This is a genomic window from Dinghuibacter sp., assembly GCF_035492835.1.
Taxonomy (GTDB): Bacteria; Bacteroidota; Bacteroidia; order Chitinophagales; family Chitinophagaceae; genus Dinghuibacter.
Genome location: NZ_DATJIY010000179.1, coordinates 1 through 14,778, shown reverse-complemented (window position 1 = coordinate 14,778; position 14,778 = coordinate 1). Strand labels below are relative to the sequence as shown.

The 14,778-nt window shown below is 58.1% G+C and carries 17 protein-coding genes and 1 pseudogene; 7 read left to right on the top strand and 11 right to left on the bottom strand.

What is annotated here, in order from left to right; all coding sequences use genetic code 11:
• Together VL547_RS16920 and VL547_RS16915 are read right to left on the bottom strand one after the other, a co-directional pair.
• Nucleotides 1-258 (bottom strand): hypothetical protein (locus VL547_RS16920; RefSeq protein WP_325580002.1); only part of this gene is annotated, 258 nt, incomplete at its 3' end.
• Nucleotides 259-348: 90 nt separating this feature from the next.
• Nucleotides 349-1,827 (bottom strand): Gfo/Idh/MocA family oxidoreductase, encoded by a 1,479-nt coding sequence (locus VL547_RS16915; protein WP_325580000.1) that lies wholly within the window; start codon nt 1,825-1,827, stop codon nt 349-351.
• Nucleotides 1,828-1,971: 144 nt separating this feature from the next.
• Between VL547_RS16915 and VL547_RS16910 the strand changes: the two genes are divergently transcribed.
• Both VL547_RS16910 and VL547_RS16905 read left to right on the top strand, forming a co-directional pair.
• Nucleotides 1,972-2,559 (top strand): hypothetical protein, encoded by a 588-nt coding sequence (locus VL547_RS16910; protein ID WP_325579998.1) that lies wholly within the window; start codon nt 1,972-1,974, stop codon nt 2,557-2,559.
• Nucleotides 2,560-2,700: 141 nt separating this feature from the next.
• Nucleotides 2,701-3,165, top strand: a complete 465-nt coding sequence (locus tag VL547_RS16905; RefSeq protein WP_325579996.1) for a hypothetical protein — start codon at nt 2,701-2,703, stop codon at nt 3,163-3,165.
• A gap of 101 nt (nt 3,166-3,266) precedes the next feature.
• Here the strand turns inward: VL547_RS16905 and VL547_RS16900 are convergent, their stop codons facing one another.
• A complete protein-coding gene (locus tag VL547_RS16900) occupies nt 3,267-3,917 on the bottom strand; it encodes a TetR/AcrR family transcriptional regulator (RefSeq protein WP_325579994.1) in 651 nt (216 codons plus the stop codon).
• A 135-nt stretch (nt 3,918-4,052) separates the two neighbouring features.
• Between VL547_RS16900 and VL547_RS16895 the strand changes: the two genes are divergently transcribed.
• Complete coding sequence (locus VL547_RS16895; protein WP_325579992.1) at nt 4,053-4,676, top strand: DUF502 domain-containing protein; 624 nt, start codon at nt 4,053-4,055, stop codon at nt 4,674-4,676.
• On the opposite strand, the gene VL547_RS16890 is transcribed toward VL547_RS16895, so the two are convergent.
• The 8 genes from VL547_RS16890 to paaA form a co-directional block, all read right to left on the bottom strand.
• Nucleotides 4,666-5,430 carry a CPBP family intramembrane glutamic endopeptidase gene (locus VL547_RS16890; RefSeq protein ID WP_325579990.1) on the bottom strand — a complete coding sequence of 255 codons (765 nt, stop codon included), beginning with the start codon at nt 5,428-5,430 and terminating at the stop codon, nt 4,666-4,668. The genes VL547_RS16895 and VL547_RS16890 overlap by 11 nt on opposite strands.
• 68 nt (nt 5,431-5,498) lie before the next feature.
• Complete coding sequence (obgE, locus tag VL547_RS16885) at nt 5,499-6,503, bottom strand: GTPase ObgE (RefSeq protein ID WP_325579988.1); 1,005 nt, start codon at nt 6,501-6,503, stop codon at nt 5,499-5,501.
• A 54-nt stretch (nt 6,504-6,557) separates the two neighbouring features.
• Nucleotides 6,558-7,154, bottom strand: coding sequence for a transferase hexapeptide repeat family protein (locus VL547_RS16880; RefSeq protein ID WP_325579986.1), 597 nt, complete (start codon nt 7,152-7,154; stop codon nt 6,558-6,560).
• A 2-nt stretch (nt 7,155-7,156) separates the two neighbouring features.
• A complete protein-coding gene (locus VL547_RS16875; protein WP_325579984.1) occupies nt 7,157-7,933 on the bottom strand; it encodes an enoyl-CoA hydratase-related protein in 777 nt (258 codons plus the stop codon).
• A complete protein-coding gene (paaD, locus tag VL547_RS16870; protein ID WP_325579982.1) occupies nt 7,934-8,446 on the bottom strand; it encodes a 1,2-phenylacetyl-CoA epoxidase subunit PaaD in 513 nt (170 codons plus the stop codon).
• Between the two features lies 1 nt (nt 8,447).
• Entirely contained in the window at nt 8,448-9,194 is a 747-nt protein-coding gene (gene paaC / locus VL547_RS16865; protein WP_325579980.1) for a 1,2-phenylacetyl-CoA epoxidase subunit PaaC, read from the bottom strand.
• 2 nt (nt 9,195-9,196) lie between these two features.
• A complete protein-coding gene (paaB, locus tag VL547_RS16860; RefSeq protein ID WP_325579978.1) occupies nt 9,197-9,481 on the bottom strand; it encodes a 1,2-phenylacetyl-CoA epoxidase subunit PaaB in 285 nt (94 codons plus the stop codon).
• A gap of 43 nt (nt 9,482-9,524) precedes the next feature.
• Nucleotides 9,525-10,469, bottom strand: a complete 945-nt coding sequence (paaA, locus tag VL547_RS16855; RefSeq protein ID WP_325579976.1) for a 1,2-phenylacetyl-CoA epoxidase subunit PaaA — start codon at nt 10,467-10,469, stop codon at nt 9,525-9,527.
• Nucleotides 10,470-10,585: 116 nt separating this feature from the next.
• Here paaA and VL547_RS16850 point away from each other — a divergent pair, with 116 nt between their 5' ends.
• The 4 genes and pseudogenes from VL547_RS16850 to VL547_RS16835 all read left to right on the top strand — a co-directional run.
• Nucleotides 10,586-11,164, top strand: a complete 579-nt coding sequence (locus tag VL547_RS16850) for an RNA polymerase sigma-70 factor (protein ID WP_325579974.1) — start codon at nt 10,586-10,588, stop codon at nt 11,162-11,164.
• 53 nt (nt 11,165-11,217) lie between these two features.
• Complete coding sequence (locus VL547_RS16845; protein ID WP_325579970.1) at nt 11,218-12,198, top strand: aldo/keto reductase; 981 nt, start codon at nt 11,218-11,220, stop codon at nt 12,196-12,198.
• A 406-nt stretch (nt 12,199-12,604) separates the two neighbouring features.
• Complete coding sequence (locus VL547_RS16840) at nt 12,605-13,954, top strand: hypothetical protein (RefSeq protein ID WP_325579968.1); 1,350 nt, start codon at nt 12,605-12,607, stop codon at nt 13,952-13,954.
• A 318-nt stretch (nt 13,955-14,272) separates the two neighbouring features.
• Nucleotides 14,273-14,778 (top strand): annotated as a pseudogene (locus VL547_RS16835) (hypothetical protein); the annotation flags it as partial.

Sequence of the window (14,778 nt, the reverse complement as noted above, 5' to 3'; positions counted from 1 at the left end):
TACATCAAGCCCTCCTTCCACAACATGGTCATATCTGTTGTAGTCGATGCCATTTCTCTTGCTGGCCAGGATAGACAAGACACCCTTAAACGGACCGTAGCATCCGATGCCCACTCCTAAAATACCCTTGCCTACTGCCAGATGGGCATCCACGGCGTCGATCGTCCAAAACCCCTCATTCCCGGTATCTTGCAGGTACCCTTTGTCGGCAATGTAGAACTGACGAAATTGAGTAGAAAAATTAAGCTCATGTGTCATGAGATGAGGCTTCGATGTGAATATCCAAGATAACTAAAAAGCCGCTCCGGAATAAGGAGCGGCTTTTATATCGTAGTGTGCGCGGAGCGCTTAGATGACCTTCCAGCCCTGGCGGTACGAGCGCTGCACGAACTGGTTCGCGTCGTCGAAGTTGGTAACCTTCATGTTGTCGCCGTCCCACAGGAGGGTGATATAGCGACCAGGGTAGTCCCAACCCTTCTTGCCATCGGCGCGGGGCTTGCGGAGGTCGAAGCTGCGGATCGCGAGGTTGCCCATCAGGACGGTTTCGGTTACGGGGCCGGCGATGTCGAAAGAGGAGCTGAGGAGCGACGCTTCCTTGCTGCCCGGTCCGGCGATGGCGGCTTCCACCCATTGGGCATAGTGACCGTCCGCGCCGCCAACCACGCGTGGAAGGGTTTGGGGGACATGCACCTGCGAAGTCCGGGAGGTCGGCAACAGCCGGGGGTTCTCGCTATAGGTGGAGCACATCATCTTGCCTTTGTCGCCGTAGATCAGCACGCCGTTGCCGCCGTCGCCCATCATTTCGTTGGGGCCGAGCTCTTCGGGGCGCGCGGGTTGGATACCGCCGTCCATCCAGTGGAAGGTGATGTCGTTGATCTTGCCGGGCGTCAGCTTGGACGGCACCTTGAATTTGAGTACGATGTGGGAGGAAGGAGGCGGGCCGTCGGGGAAATAGCCGCGGTCGAACTCGCCTACGTAAACGGAACCCACGCTGCATTCGCACTGATAAGGATAACCCAGGCCCACGGTGCGGAAAGCGGGTTCGATGATGTGACAGCCCATATCGCCGAGGGCGCCCGTACCGTAGTCCCACCAGCCACGCCAGTTAAAGGGCACGAGACCGTCGACATAGTCTTTATAGGGAGCCGTTCCCAGCCAGAGGTCCCAGGTCAGCTCGGAAGGCACCGAAGGCGCTTTGTCTGGCCAGGCTTTGCCTTGCGGCCAAACGGGCCGGTCGGTCCAGCACCAGATTTCGTGCGCGTCGCCGATGACGCCGGAATCATACCATTCCCGCATCTGGCGCACGCCGTCGCCCGAAGAACCCTGGTTCCCCATCTGGGTGACTACGTTATACTGTTTGGCGGCCTGGGTCATCCGGCGGACTTCGCCGATGTCGTGGGCCATGGGTTTTTGCACGTATACGTGTTTGCCCATAGCCATGGCCGAGAGGGCGATGATGGCGTGGTTGTGGTCCGGCGTCGACACCGACACCGCGTCGAAGTGCTTCCCTTCTTTTTCCAGCAGCTCCCTCCAGTCCTTATAATATTTGGCTTTGGGGAAATTGGCCCGGGTCTTGGCGCTGCGACGGTCGTCCACGTCGCAGAGGTAGGCGATCTCCGCCTTCCCGCTTTTGTAGAAATTGGCGATGTCGCTCTCGCCTTTGCCGCCGGCGCCGCAGCTGGCGATAATCAACTTGTCGCTGGGTGCGATAAATCCTCTACCCAGCACATGCCTGGGAACGATCATAAATCCTGCCCCGGCAAGGGAGGTCGTCTTCAGAAAATCCCGCCGCGTGGTTGTTTTTGACTTGGGCTCTTGGTTGTCCATTTGATAAAATAGGTTTTCTGTGAGCAATCGAATTACGATTAGGCCCCTTAAGGTAGGAATTTTACGATTGCTAAATCGTTTTTTCGAATCATATTTGGTTTTTTCAAAACATTAAGCTATATTCGTCTATCAAATCCACTCCCTATGACAGCTGTCCATGTCCTTACCCTGGCCCTTGGCGTCGTCGGCTTCCCCGCCTTCCTGCTCTCCAAGCGCAAGACACAAGCACCTTCCCAACAAAATCACAACAACAACAATTGGCTGGAGCAGCTCCGGTTGGACCGCAATCCGTACCAGTCCCTGCGTTTCCTGGCCATTACGACGCCTCCTTATAAATATAACGGCGTGGCGGTCGATTCGATCTATGGTATCATCATGGACTACCCCGTCAAGAACGGGACCGGCACCCTGGCCTCCTACATCACCGGGGAGTGCAGCCTTTACATGAGCAACGGGAGCGGCATCATCAACGGGGAGAAACACGAGACCGTCCGTCTGGCGGCCATGGACCTCGTCGAGCTGGCCGCGCGCAACATGTCCACCTCCATCCCGACCACGCGCTACCCTGCCGCCACCAACGAATTCGTACGTTTTTATATACTGACCACCGAGGGCGTCCGCACCTCCTGGTTCCGTGTTTCCGACCTCAACCGCAGCGAAGAAGGGCACGCCCTCTTTGCCGAAGCCAACAAGGTGATCCGCACCATGCAGCTCACCACCGTGCTTAACTAAATCATTTGGCAGTTAGTATCGTTGTCCATAGTTTAAGTTGTCTGAGTTAATCCGTACTCGTATCAAAACCGGGGGCCCCTTCAGGGGCCCCTTCCTTTTTTTGCCCGGTCGGGGAGGATTCCTATATTCGTCCATATGGTTATGAAAAAACGACTGCCCGGACGCCTGTGGCCCTTTTATGTGACCCTGGGCCTGGCCTTTACCATCGGACTTACCTCCGCCTGTCATCAGGCGGCCTCTACCCCGGACCTGAACGCCGACGGCACCCGAAAGACCGTTCAGACCCAAGCCGTGGCGAATTACAGCCAGAAGATAACCGACACCCTCAACCGGCAATGGTATTTTTCCGTCCAGCTTTACGAGACGCGCAAGCCCCAGGACTATATCATCCAGATGATCTACGAGGAGATGCACAATACCGACACGATCCATTTCCCCGACATGGGTTATCCCGTCAAGCCCGCCGTCAAAAAAGCCGACGACACGCTGTCCGTCTATGTGGGGTTCCTCGATCCAAAGGGGGAGTTCATGTATTACAAGAGCGTCTATATAGATAAGAAGGGGTTGCACCTCCAAACGATCCGCAAGTATACCACCGAGAAATAGGGGGAAAAATGTAGCCCTCCTGAAGACTCAGGAGGGCTTGTAAATTCTTCCGCTTCTCATTAGCAGATTAGCAGAAGAGGTATTCAACCCATACCAACTATTTACGACCCCGTTTTGCCGATGGGCGGCGTCACGGGCACGACCGGCTTGTGCTGGCGTTCCAACAGGTACCGGTGAATAAGTTTATTTCCTTCGGGGGAGGCGACGCCTAAAAGGTAGTGGACGAATAGTTCCTGGTGTACCTCGGAAACGCCCAATGTCGTCCCCTTGAAAAAATCGGAGCTTAGACTCAGGTAGATGGAATCTACCCGGAATTTTGATAGGATATCGGGGCGGATGTCCTGCCGGTAGAGGCCTTCGGCCATCCCCTTGTGCAGGTTCTTTTCGACCATGTCGCGGATGAAGGTGTTCCGGTGTTCCGAAAACTTCCGGAATGCCGAAGGGTGGAACTTCTCCAGGTCGTGCAGGGTTACGGGGTTTAATTCACTCAGGTGCTCCAGCATCCTGTCCTGTATCAGGAATTCCTCGTGGATGGCGTTTTCGGCCCCCGAAATACAAGACAGACAGTCGCTTTGCGACTCGCTGATCTTATGATCCATCACCGCGGAAACCAACTCTTCCTTGTCGGCGAAATACTGATAAATCGTCTTTTTGGAAATGCCCAGCTGGGAAGCAATCTCATCCATGGTAATGGACTTTACCCCATACCTCCTGAAAAGCTCGCTGGCTTTTCCCTGTATTCTATCCTTCACGTCCATATACCGGCTTAATCTGATACAAAACTACAGAAACTTTTTTTGTTACAAAAGTTTCCGCCAATAATTTTCTGGGAAGCGAGGTACCTTTACCCTGGTAATTCATACTGCCCCGCGGCTTCCCCAAAAATCATGTCGTTGAAAATTAAGTCCTTCGGTCGGTTTATCTATAAGGTCGTTCTGAACTATTTCCTGCAGGGACTGATCATCCTGGCGCCGGTCGCGGTGACGGCGGTTGCCATCTATTGGTTCTTCGACAAGATCGACAGCATCCTGCGGCCGAGCATCAACATCCCCGGGTTGGGTTTCCTGATCATCGTCGGGGGGGTGGTGCTGGTAGGCTGGATCAGCTCCTTTTTCGTCATGAGCAGGGTCCTGAGCATCTTCGATCACTGGTTGGAAAGGGCGCCCGGCATCAAGTTCATCTATTCCTCCCTGCGGGATTTCTTCGAAGCCTTTGCCGGCAACAAACGCAAGTTCGACCGGGCCGTCCTGGTCAACGTAAAGGGTGAAGACGTCTGGCAAGTGGGCTTTGTCACCCAGGAAGACTTGTCGCACTTCGATATGCAGGACTATGTGGCGGTCTATGTGCCGCAATCCTACGCGGTGGCGGGTAACCTTTATGTCGTCCCCCGTTCCAAGGTCAGGATGCTGCCGCGCGTGAGCGCGGCGGAGGCCATGCGTTTTGCGATCAGCGGTGGCGTGACCGAGGTGGAAGAGACCGACAGCGACGCGCCCGAGCCGGTCAAAGTCTGAACGCGAGCGCCTCCAAACCCCAGGCCAGGCAAAGGTGTAGCAATACGCCCACCCATATGCTGCGGGATTCATAGGCGATCACGCCCAGCAACACTCCCCCAAAAAAACTACTGACGCACTCGGCCAGCGGCTTGCCAAAATGGGCCGTGCCATACAACAACGCCGCGGGCAAGATCGCGTGGGCCTTGCAAACGCGCGCCAGCGCGAGGACGAGCAGTCCGCGGAAAAAGAACTCCATGCTGAACAGGTCGAGGCCATAACCCAGCTCGTAGGCTGCGATCGGCAAAGCACTATGCGGAACGACCTTGTAGCGCGGGTATAGCTGTAGGAAGTCGGGTTGTACGGAAGCATAGACGAGCAAGGGAAGCATGGCCAGGAGCAAGTACGGAACATAGCCCCAGGTGTCGGGGCGGCGCAAACCAAAGATGGCTGGCGGTGACGTCCCACGCCAGGCCACCGCCAGCAGCAACGGCGGCAGGATCAGCACCAGCGAGCGGCCCACGTACTGCAACGCGTAATAGTAGTCCCCGCGCGCAAAACCCGGTGCGAAGGATGTATGTAACGTAAACAAAAGCGGCGCCCCCACGACGATCGCCCACCAGCGCGGCGACCGGTGATGGGCCAGGTCGCGGAAGAAGACGTACTGCAAGGCAAACGAGCTCCAATAGGAAAAAGCGAAAACCCAGACCGACGACGCTGGCAGCCGGTGCAACCCAAACCGGGCGTAAACCAACGCGCCAGCCAGAAGGAGCATGGAAATGACATAGCCGGCTGACCAGGTAGCCCCAAAATACGACCGGAAATACCCTATGAGGTGACGCATTATTCGTCCACAGGGGCATTGAGCGCCTCCCACAACAAGTCCTTGAGCGCCGTCAAACCTTGTCCGGTGACGGACGAGAAGAAGACGTGCGGCAGCTCCGAAGGCAGCTCCTGCGCGATGCTTTCCCTGAGCTCATCGTCCAGCATGTCGCTTTTGCTGATACCGATGACCATGCGCTTGTCGAGCATGTCCGGGTTGTATTGCTCGAGCTCGCTCAACAAAACCGAAAACTCGGCGCCATGATCCTGGCTGTCCGCGGGTATGACAAACAACAATACCGGGTTCCGCTCGATGTGCCGCAGGAAACGATGGCCCAATCCCTTGCCCTCCGCCGCTCCTTCTATGATACCGGGCAAATCCGCTACGCAAAACGATTTCCCGTCCCTATACGCCACCATGCCTAATTGCGGCGTGAGCGTGGTAAAGGCGTAGTCGGCTATCTTGGGTTTGGCCGCGCTGATCGACGAGAGCAACGTGGACTTGCCCGCGTTGGGGAAGCCCACCAGACCCACGTCGGCGAGCACCTTCAATTCCAGGACCTTCCAACCCTCCACGCCGGGTTCCCCCGGTTGCGCGTACTCGGGGACCTGGTTGGTCGGCGTGGCGAAGTTCGCGTTTCCGAGACCGCCGCGGCCGCCGCGGAGCCAGATGACCTCCTGGCCGTCCTCGAGGATCTCGGCTTCCTGCTTCCCGCTTTCCTCGTCAAAAGCAACGGTGCCCAGGGGCACCTCGATATAGGTATCCTTGCCAAAACGGCCGGTGCAGTCGTTACCGCTGCCAGCCTCGCCGTTTTCGGCAATGACATTCTTATAATAGCGAAGGTGCAGCAGCGTCCAGAGCTGGGCGTTGCCCTTCAGGATGATGTGTCCGCCCCGACCGCCGTCACCGCCATCCGGACCCGCCTGGGCGTTGTATTTCGTGCGCAGGAAGTGCTTCGAGCCCGCTCCTCCGTGTCCGGATTTGCAAAAGACGCGGATGTAGTCTATGAAATTGCTTTTTTCCATGTAAGCGACAAAGGTACGGCATCTTTCGGGGCGCGCCATCCCCATCCATAGGCATCAGGAATGCCCCTGCTCTTTCCAGGTCGCATAGCCGCCCCGTTGCGTCTTCAGACCCGGCGGCACTTCCCGGAGCGGTTCACACTCCCGCGCCAGCATCCGCATGTCCGTGGGCAGCCGGCGGTACAGCGCCGTACCCTGGCTCTTCCACTCCAGCATCTGGTCGGAGACCTCCTTGATGATCTTCCCCGGGTTGCCGACCACCAGGCTGCGCGGCGGGATCTGCATGCCTTCGGTCACCAGCGTGAGCGCGCCGATGATGGAGCCGTCGCCCACGGTGACCTTGTCCAGGATGACGCTGTTCATGCCTACCAGGCAATTGCGGCCGATATACGCGCCGTGGATGATTGCGCCGTGGCCGATGTGCGCGTCTTCCGCCAGGCGGACCGTGATCCCGGGGAACATGTGCACCACGCAATTCTCCTGGACGTTGCAGCCGTCGGCGATGTGGATACCGCCCCAGTCACCGCGGAGCATGGCCCCCGGGCCGATGTACGCGTCCTTGCCGATGACGACGTTCCCGGTGACCACCGCCTGGGGATGGACGAAGGCGCTTTCGTGCACGACGGGGATATATTCTCCGAATGAGTAAAACATGATTACTTCCCTTTAAAGACCGCGGGTCGTTTTTCTAAAAAAGCCGCTACGCCTTCCCGGTAGTCCTCGGTGCCCGCGGCTTGTTGCTGGAGGATGTCCTCGAAGTGCAGCTGTTCGTCGAGCGTCTGGGTGAAGGACTGCTGTAGCGCCTCCTTGGTCAGCGCCAGCCCACGGGTAGGCATAGCCGCCAGCTTGACCGCCAGCTCCCAGGAGGCCGTGGCAAAGGTCTCGTCCGGGTATACCTTGTAGACCATGCCCATTTGTTCCGCTTCGGCGGCGGTAACCTTGTCGCCCAGCATCGCCAGCGCGGACGCCCGCTGCCAGCCCACGAGCCGGGGTAGGAACCAGGTGCCCCCGCTGTCGGGGATCAGCCCTATTTTGGAGAACGCCTGTACGAAGGAAGCCGAGGCAGCGGCCACCACCACGTCGCAGCAAAGGGCGATGTTCGCCCCCGCCCCCGCGGCCACGCCGTTGACCGCGGCCACGACGGGTTTGGGCATGCGGAAAATGCGGCGCACGATCGGGTTGTAGTGCTCTTTCAGGATCCGGTCCATCCCGGGGCCGTGCGGGTCGACGACCTCCGCCAGGTCCTGGCCCGCGCTGAATCCCTTACCCGAACCGGTGATATAGACCGCGCGGACTTCGGTGTTGGAGACGCAGGCGTCCAGCGCTTCCTGGAGCTCCAGGGCCATTTCCCTGTTAAACGAATTGAGCTTGGCGGGTCGGTCGAGCACGATACGGGCGACCTTTTGTTCTACAGACAGTGATATTCCGGCCATCTAGTGACTTTTGAAATAATCGAAGGGTTCTTTACAATCCAGGCAGCGGTACAACGCCTTACAGGCGGTCGAACCGAACCGGCTCACCATTTCGGTGTGGTAAGAGCCGCAGCGCGGACAGGTCACCGACTCGTCCTGCTGGAACAGGTCCAGGCTGCAAACGACGGGGACGGAATTCGGGGGGGCGATACCGAAAGCCTGGAGTTTTTCCCGGGCCGCGTCGGTCATCCATTCGGTCGACCAGGCGGGCGTGAGCGTCGTGCGGATGTCTACCGGATTGTAACCCGCTGCCGCCAGCGTCATGCGGATGTTCATCCGGATGACGTCCACGGCGGGGCAACCGTTGTAGGTGGGGGTGATCATGACCGTCACGCCCAGGGTTTCCCCAAGAGCGGGATAGATACGCACATCCCGGACGATGCCCAGGTCGAGGATGCTCAGGACCGGGACTTCGGGATCGGGAATGCCTTCCAGCAGCTTCATCACGTTCGATATGGACGATACGGCTGTCATACTACCAGGTGCTGCCGGGATAAGCCCGTTGCATGAATTGGAGGTCCGCCAGCAGGTACCCCAGGTGTTCGGAATGAGCCCCGGTCTTACCCCCCGTCTGATGGCCCGGGGCGATGGGCGTTTGCAGGTTGGCCTGGCTAAAGACCTTGCGGACGTGTTCCATCCAGGGCGTCTCTAAGTCCCCTACGGGCACGCTGACGCCGGTCGTCTCCAGCACCGATTCGTACGGCGCGGGCCGGAACAATTCCCCTGTAAACATCCATAGCGCGTCCAGGGCGTTGAGCATCCGTCCGCGGCTTTCTTCCGTACCGTCGCCCAGCCGGACCACCCATTCCCCGCTCCAGCGCAGGTGGTAGGTCACTTCCTTGAGCGAGCGTTCGGCGATGGCCCGCAGGCGCTCGTCCGCGCTGTGCCGCATGTTTTTGTAGAGCTCGTATTGATAGGCGCTGAAAAGGAATTGACGGAGCGTCGTTTGCGCCCAGTCCCCATTGGGTTGTTCCACCAGCAGGCAATTGCGGTATTCGTACACATCCCGGAGGTAAGCCAGGCTGTCCTCGGTGGCGTCGCCCGCGAGCGCTTCCGCCGCATACTGGTAAAACAGCCGGGCCTGGCCGATCAGGTCCAGGGAAATATTGGTCAGGGCGATGTCCTGCTCCAACACAGGCCCGTGGCCGCACCATTCGCTGTTACGGTGCCCCAGGACCAGGGCGTCGTCCGCCAGGTGGAGCAGATAGGTGGATAAGGTCATGCTCAGATATTCTTTACCTCGGGAGGTAATTGATAAAACGTCGGATGCCGGTAAATCTTGTCCGAAGCCGGGTCAAAAAGGCTGTCCGCATCGCCCGGGTCCGATGCGTGGATGTGGCGGCTTTCCACCACCCAGATGCTGACGCCCTCTCCACGCCGCGTATACACATCCCGGGCATTCTCCATCGCCATCGCGGCATCCGCCGCGTGGAGGCTCCCGACGTGTTTGTGGTCGAGGCCCTGGCGGCTTCGGATGAATACTTCCCATAATGGCCATTCGTTCGACATAACTTTTCTTTTTCCTTGTCCCTGGCTTGTCCCCAGCGCTGTGTCACACCGCGACCGCCGCCGGCTCCCGCCGCTCCGCGACCTTGCGCGCGTGCGCCTCAGCCGCCTCCCGTACCCAGGCGCCGTCCTCCCAGGCTTTTACCCTGGCCTGGAGCCGTTGGCGGTTACAGGGCCCGTCCCCGCGGAGCACCGCCTTGAATTCCTCCCAGTCAATCGGACCCGTGGTATAGTGCCCCGTCTCCGGGTCCTGGGCGAATTCCTCGTCCGGGATAGTCAGCCCAAGATACGCCGCTTGCTCGGCGGTTATATCTACGAATTTTTGCCGTAGCTCGTCGTTGGAAAAACGCTTGATCTTCCAGCGCATGCTTTGAGCGCTGTGCGGAGAATCGTCGTCCCGGGGTCCGAACATCATCAGGGTGGGCCACCACCAGCGATTCAGCGCGTCCTGCGCCAGCCGCTTCTGGGCCTCGGTACCCCGGCACAGGGCGAGCATGATTTCAAACCCCTGGCGCTGGTGAAAGCTTTCCTCCTTGCAAATGCGCACCATGGCCCGCGCGTAGGGACCATAGCTGGCCCGGCACAGCGGCACCTGGTTCATGATCGCCGCCCCGTCCACCAGCCAGCCGATGGCGCCGATGTCCGCCCAGGTCAGGGTGGGATAATTGAAGATCGAGGAATATTTTGCCTTCCCCGTATGGAGCTGGTCGTAGAGCTGGTCGCGGCTCACCCCCAGGGTTTCCGCCGCGGAGTAGAGGTACAACCCGTGCCCCGCCTCATCCTGCACCTTGGCCAGCAGGGCCGCCTTCCGCCTCAGGCTCGGCGCCCGGGTGATCCAGTTGGCCTCCGGCAGCATACCCACGATCTCGCTGTGGGCGTGTTGGCTGATCTGCCGGATCAGCGTTTTCCGGTAATCCTCAGGCATCCAATCCGTCGGCTCGATCCTGATTTCCCGGTCCACCTTATCCTGGAAAATGGCTGCTCTTTCCATACGGCCAAAGATACAGAAATCCCTAACGCGTGTTAGTATTTTTCTGTCCAAACAGTACTTTATTGTGACTTTTATCGTTATTTTGTTGACACGACTAATTGCTTGCACGGTTCAGAATGCACGGTAGACTGAGACAATTACAAGAGGGCATCGCCTCGGGTGACCAGGCCGCTTTAAAAGAATTGTACCGATTGCTTTATAAAAAGCTGGTGCAGTTCGCCTACGTCCTCGTGCGGTCCCGGGAGCTATCAGAAGAAGTGGTGGAAGACGTCTTTATCAAACTCTGGAACAAGCGCGGTCACATCATCGACATCCAGAACCTGAAGGTCTATCTCTACATCGCCACCAAGAACACCGCCCTCAACTACCTCTCCAAACGCGCCATCGAGCTCACCACCGCGCCCTTCGACTACCTCGACATCGAAACCGCCGACATCGACGCCTCCCCGGAACAGCTCATGATCACCGCGGAGATGCTGCGCAAAATGCAAGCCGCCGTCGACGCGCTGCCCCCGCGCTGCAAAATGATCTTCAAATTGATCCGCGAAGACGGGTTGCGTTATAAAGAAGTTTCCGACATCCTCGGCATCTCCGTCAACACCATCGACGCGCAAATGGCGATCGCGGTGAAGCGTATCAGCGCGGCGCTTCCGATGGATATTCCCACGCGCTCGAAGCGCTTCCCCGCAAATTAGCCCCCGCCGCCGGCCCGGTCACCCTATATTTGGGCACGAAAAAGCTACGCAACATGGAATACACCCGCTTCGGCCACACCGGCCTCAAAGTCTCGCGCATCTGTCTTGGCTGTATGACCTATGGCAAACCCACCGACCGCTGGCCGTGGGCGCTGAACGAAGAACAGAGCCGCCCCTTCATCAAAAAGGCCCTCGACCTCGGCATCAACTTCTTCGACACCGCCGACGTGTACACCGATGGCGCCAGCGAAGAAGTCGTGGGCAAAGTCCTGCGTGAATCCGTCAGCCGGGATGAGGTCGTCATCGCCACCAAGGTCTTCAACCCGATGGGCCCCGGCCCGAACGACCGCGGCCTGAGCCGGAAACACATCCTGTCCGCCATCGACGCCAGCCTGAAGCGCCTCGGCACCGACTACGTGGACCTCTACCAGATCCACCGCTGGGACTACGATACCCCCATCGAAGAGACCCTCGAAGCCCTCAACGACGTCGTCCGCTCCGGCAAGGCCCGCTACATCGGCGCCTCCTCCATGTTCGCCTGGCAGTTCGCCCGCGCCCTTATGATCTCCGAGCAGAACGGCTGGGCGAAGTTCGTGAGCATGCAGCCCTACTACAACCTCGTCTATCGCGAAGAAGAGCGCGAAATGCTCCCCCTCTGCACTGACCAACGCGTCGCCGTCATCCCCTGGTCGCCCCTCGGCCGCGGCCTCCTCACCGGCAAGCGCCAGCAAGGCGGCGGCGAAACCGAACGCGCCCGCACCGACGCCTTCGGCAAGTCCCTATACACCCGCGACAACGACTTCGAGATCGCGGGGGTCGTCGATTCCATCGCCGCCGCGCGCGGCATCCCCGCGGCGCAGGTGGCCCTCTCATGGGTTCTTTCCAAGCCGGTCGTCACCGCGCCCATCGTAGGGGCGAGCAAGCCGGGCCACCTGGAGGACGCGGTCGCGGCGTTGTCGGTGAGGCTCTCCGAAGAGGAGGTTCAACGGTTGGAGGGGAAGTATCAGCCGCATCCGGTGTTGGGGCATTCTTAAAACTTTACATTCCGCAAGCGTTTTTGTAACGAAAACTTGTTGCAGGGGAGGGTGTTTTTCCCGTTTTTTTATGTTGCTGATAATTCGGGATCTTTTTGTTTTGAAATCCGGATTATTTTCTTTTAGATTTATGCGGTTCATTGATTGGACTGCTTCCGTACCTTATCAACAACGCTAAATACCTGAAACCCCAACTTGATCCGCTTATGCGATTAGGCTCTGCTTTGCTTGTACTCTGGCTCGGCGCCACTGCCTATCCTCCACCGGTTAGTATGACCAGCCATTGCGATCCCACCTGTAAGATTGCCTACGAGAGCCCTGACCAGCCGAAACTGATCGGGGACCAATTCGGCAATATCCTCAAGCGATACGATTATCAATATCAAACTACCAATAACTAAGGCTCATGAAGAAGACCATACTTCTGATATTCCTGGCGCCGCTCCTGGCGCATGCACAAAATACTTTTCCCTCGAGCGGCAACGTAGGAATCGGCACCAATAGCCCCTATACCCTCCTGGAGGTAAAGGATGGCATCGATCTCAATACTTCCAGTACCCAGTATACCGGCTCCATGTCCATAGGCTTGTGTAATGATTTTGCCGCCGGCGGCGCCCAACAATATATTTTGCTTATACCCCAGGCTACCGGGACGCCCGTGGCCGCTGCCGGGCTGAGCGGTACCCTCCGGGAGTATAGGGGCAACTCAACGTCGTTCAATGACTTTTATGAATATGAGATCGTCGCCCAAACGGCGTATCAGACGACCTATGTCAATGTCATACCCCGGTCGGTTTCTTCGCATGTGCCGAATGTCTATAGCGTAAACTATGGTGGCACTTATTACCTCGCCCTCCTGGCTTCCGATATGATCCTAAGCGCGGGCTATTTTACCTATACGGGGTATTTTTGGAACAACATCAACGGTGTCAAGCCTCAGCTGGTGCCGGCCTCCTCCTGTTCCAATATAGCAGTCGCGCAGCCGACCACGTATATAGCCGGTTCCACCCTGACCGCTAATTCCTCCGGTTTTGTTGGCGTGGGTACGCCGGACGCCCAGTCACCCCTTCATGTCGTCGGACCGGGCACCACCACCGGCGACTTTTATAACTTCAAGGGCGACTTATCCATACAGGCCAATACCGCGACCCGCTCCACCCAGGCCGGCCCTTCCCTTCAATTTGTCCTACCCGCCAGCGCCGACGGCTCCAACCCCTGGGCCCAGGGGCGGATCATGACGGTGGCCGGGAATACCAACTCGGGTGATGCCACGGGGAAGATGATCCTGAGCGCCCGGAGCCTGGTGAATGTACCTCTCTATGGCAATCAATTTGTATTTGAGAACAACATCGTCATCGATGGCTCGACGGGCAACGTCGGCATCGGCACCCTGCAGCCCCAATCCCTGCTGGCCGTCGCCGGCCGGGTTACGGCTAAAGAGGTAATGGTGGATTCTTCGGGCTGGGCGGACTTTGTCTTCGATAGCGCTTACCGTCCTATGCCTCTACAGGATGTGGCGTCATATACCAGGGCCAACAAGCACCTGCCGGATATCCCTTCCTCCGCTGACATCGCAAAAGGTGGTCTGAATATGGGAGATATGCAAAAACGGCAGATGCAGAAGATAGAGGAGCTTACGCTTTACGCGATCGAGGCCGACAAGAAGATCGGCCGCGAAGAATCACTCCTGGTGCAGATGCAGGCCCGGCTGGAAGCCTTGCAGGCCAAAGTCGATAGCTTAACCACCCATCGTTAACGCCCGAGTATGAACGTTCCCCGCCTTTTAGCTACCGCCGTCGTTGTAGCGCCCTTTTTTGCCGGTGTGCGGAGCAACCTATCCCAACCTGATCTGCTTATGCGATGTGGCTCTGCCTTGCTAATGCCGCACTTTGCTTCTGCACTCTCATTTTCGAGCGCAACCGAGGGGGTGAATGATACTACGAAGGTACAGCTACCATCCGCTTATGTTGAAAAGGTACAAGCTAAAGCTCAGTCTGTAAACGCGGCGCTCAACAAAAAGACGGCCGAGTATTTGGGCAAGCTGAACAAGCTTGAAGCAAAGCTGGTCGGGAAGTTGCAGAAACTAGACCCCACCAAAGTAAAGGCGCTCTCCCCCTCCCCGTATGATAAATGGCTGAGTAGCGCCCAGGGCGCGGCGCCCACGAGCTACGTGCCTGGGCTGGACAGCATGCACACCTCCCTGGCGTTCCTGGCGCAGCAGAATGGCGTTTCGCCGGCCGGCGGCTCCGCGGCTGTGACGGGCGCCGAGTCCCAGGTCTCCCAGCTGCAAGGCAACCTCAACCAAAGCGCCCTTATTGACCAGTACATCCAGCAACGTAGGCAGGAGCTTTCCAACCTGATGGCGCAGTACACCAACCTCCCGCACAGCGTCACGAACACCTTTAACCAGTATAAGGAGACCGCTTACTATTACCGCGCGCAGCTGCAGTCCTACAAGGACATGCTCAATGATCCTTCCAAAATGGAGGCTACGGCCCTTACGGTTCTGAATAAGGTCCCCGCCTTCCAGCAGTTCATGAGCCGGAATTCCTTTTTGGCGAGTCTTTTCGCCGCTCCGCC

Coding starts and splice junctions, on each gene's coding strand:
- VL547_RS16845 (WP_325579970.1), top strand. CDS start 11,218: ATGGAATACACCCGCTTCGGCCACACCGGCCTCAAAGTCTCGCGCATC.
- paaC (WP_325579980.1), bottom strand. CDS start 9,194: ATGACCTTATCCACCTATCTGCTCCACCTGGCGGACGACGCCCTGGTC.
- VL547_RS16895 (WP_325579992.1), top strand. CDS start 4,053: ATGTCGTTGAAAATTAAGTCCTTCGGTCGGTTTATCTATAAGGTCGTT.
- VL547_RS16875 (WP_325579984.1), bottom strand. CDS start 7,933: ATGGCCGGAATATCACTGTCTGTAGAACAAAAGGTCGCCCGTATCGTG.
- obgE (WP_325579988.1), bottom strand. CDS start 6,503: ATGGAAAAAAGCAATTTCATAGACTACATCCGCGTCTTTTGCAAATCC.
- VL547_RS16910 (WP_325579998.1), top strand. CDS start 1,972: ATGACAGCTGTCCATGTCCTTACCCTGGCCCTTGGCGTCGTCGGCTTC.
- VL547_RS16880 (WP_325579986.1), bottom strand. CDS start 7,154: ATGTTTTACTCATTCGGAGAATATATCCCCGTCGTGCACGAAAGCGCC.
- VL547_RS16840 (WP_325579968.1), top strand. CDS start 12,605: ATGAAGAAGACCATACTTCTGATATTCCTGGCGCCGCTCCTGGCGCAT.
- paaB (WP_325579978.1), bottom strand. CDS start 9,481: ATGTCGAACGAATGGCCATTATGGGAAGTATTCATCCGAAGCCGCCAG.
- VL547_RS16905 (WP_325579996.1), top strand. CDS start 2,701: ATGAAAAAACGACTGCCCGGACGCCTGTGGCCCTTTTATGTGACCCTG.
- paaA (WP_325579976.1), bottom strand. CDS start 10,469: ATGGAAAGAGCAGCCATTTTCCAGGATAAGGTGGACCGGGAAATCAGG.
- VL547_RS16890 (WP_325579990.1), bottom strand. CDS start 5,430: ATGCTCCTTCTGGCTGGCGCGTTGGTTTACGCCCGGTTTGGGTTGCAC.
- VL547_RS16850 (WP_325579974.1), top strand. CDS start 10,586: ATGCACGGTAGACTGAGACAATTACAAGAGGGCATCGCCTCGGGTGAC.
- VL547_RS16915 (WP_325580000.1), bottom strand. CDS start 1,827: ATGGACAACCAAGAGCCCAAGTCAAAAACAACCACGCGGCGGGATTTT.
- paaD (WP_325579982.1), bottom strand. CDS start 8,446: ATGACAGCCGTATCGTCCATATCGAACGTGATGAAGCTGCTGGAAGGC.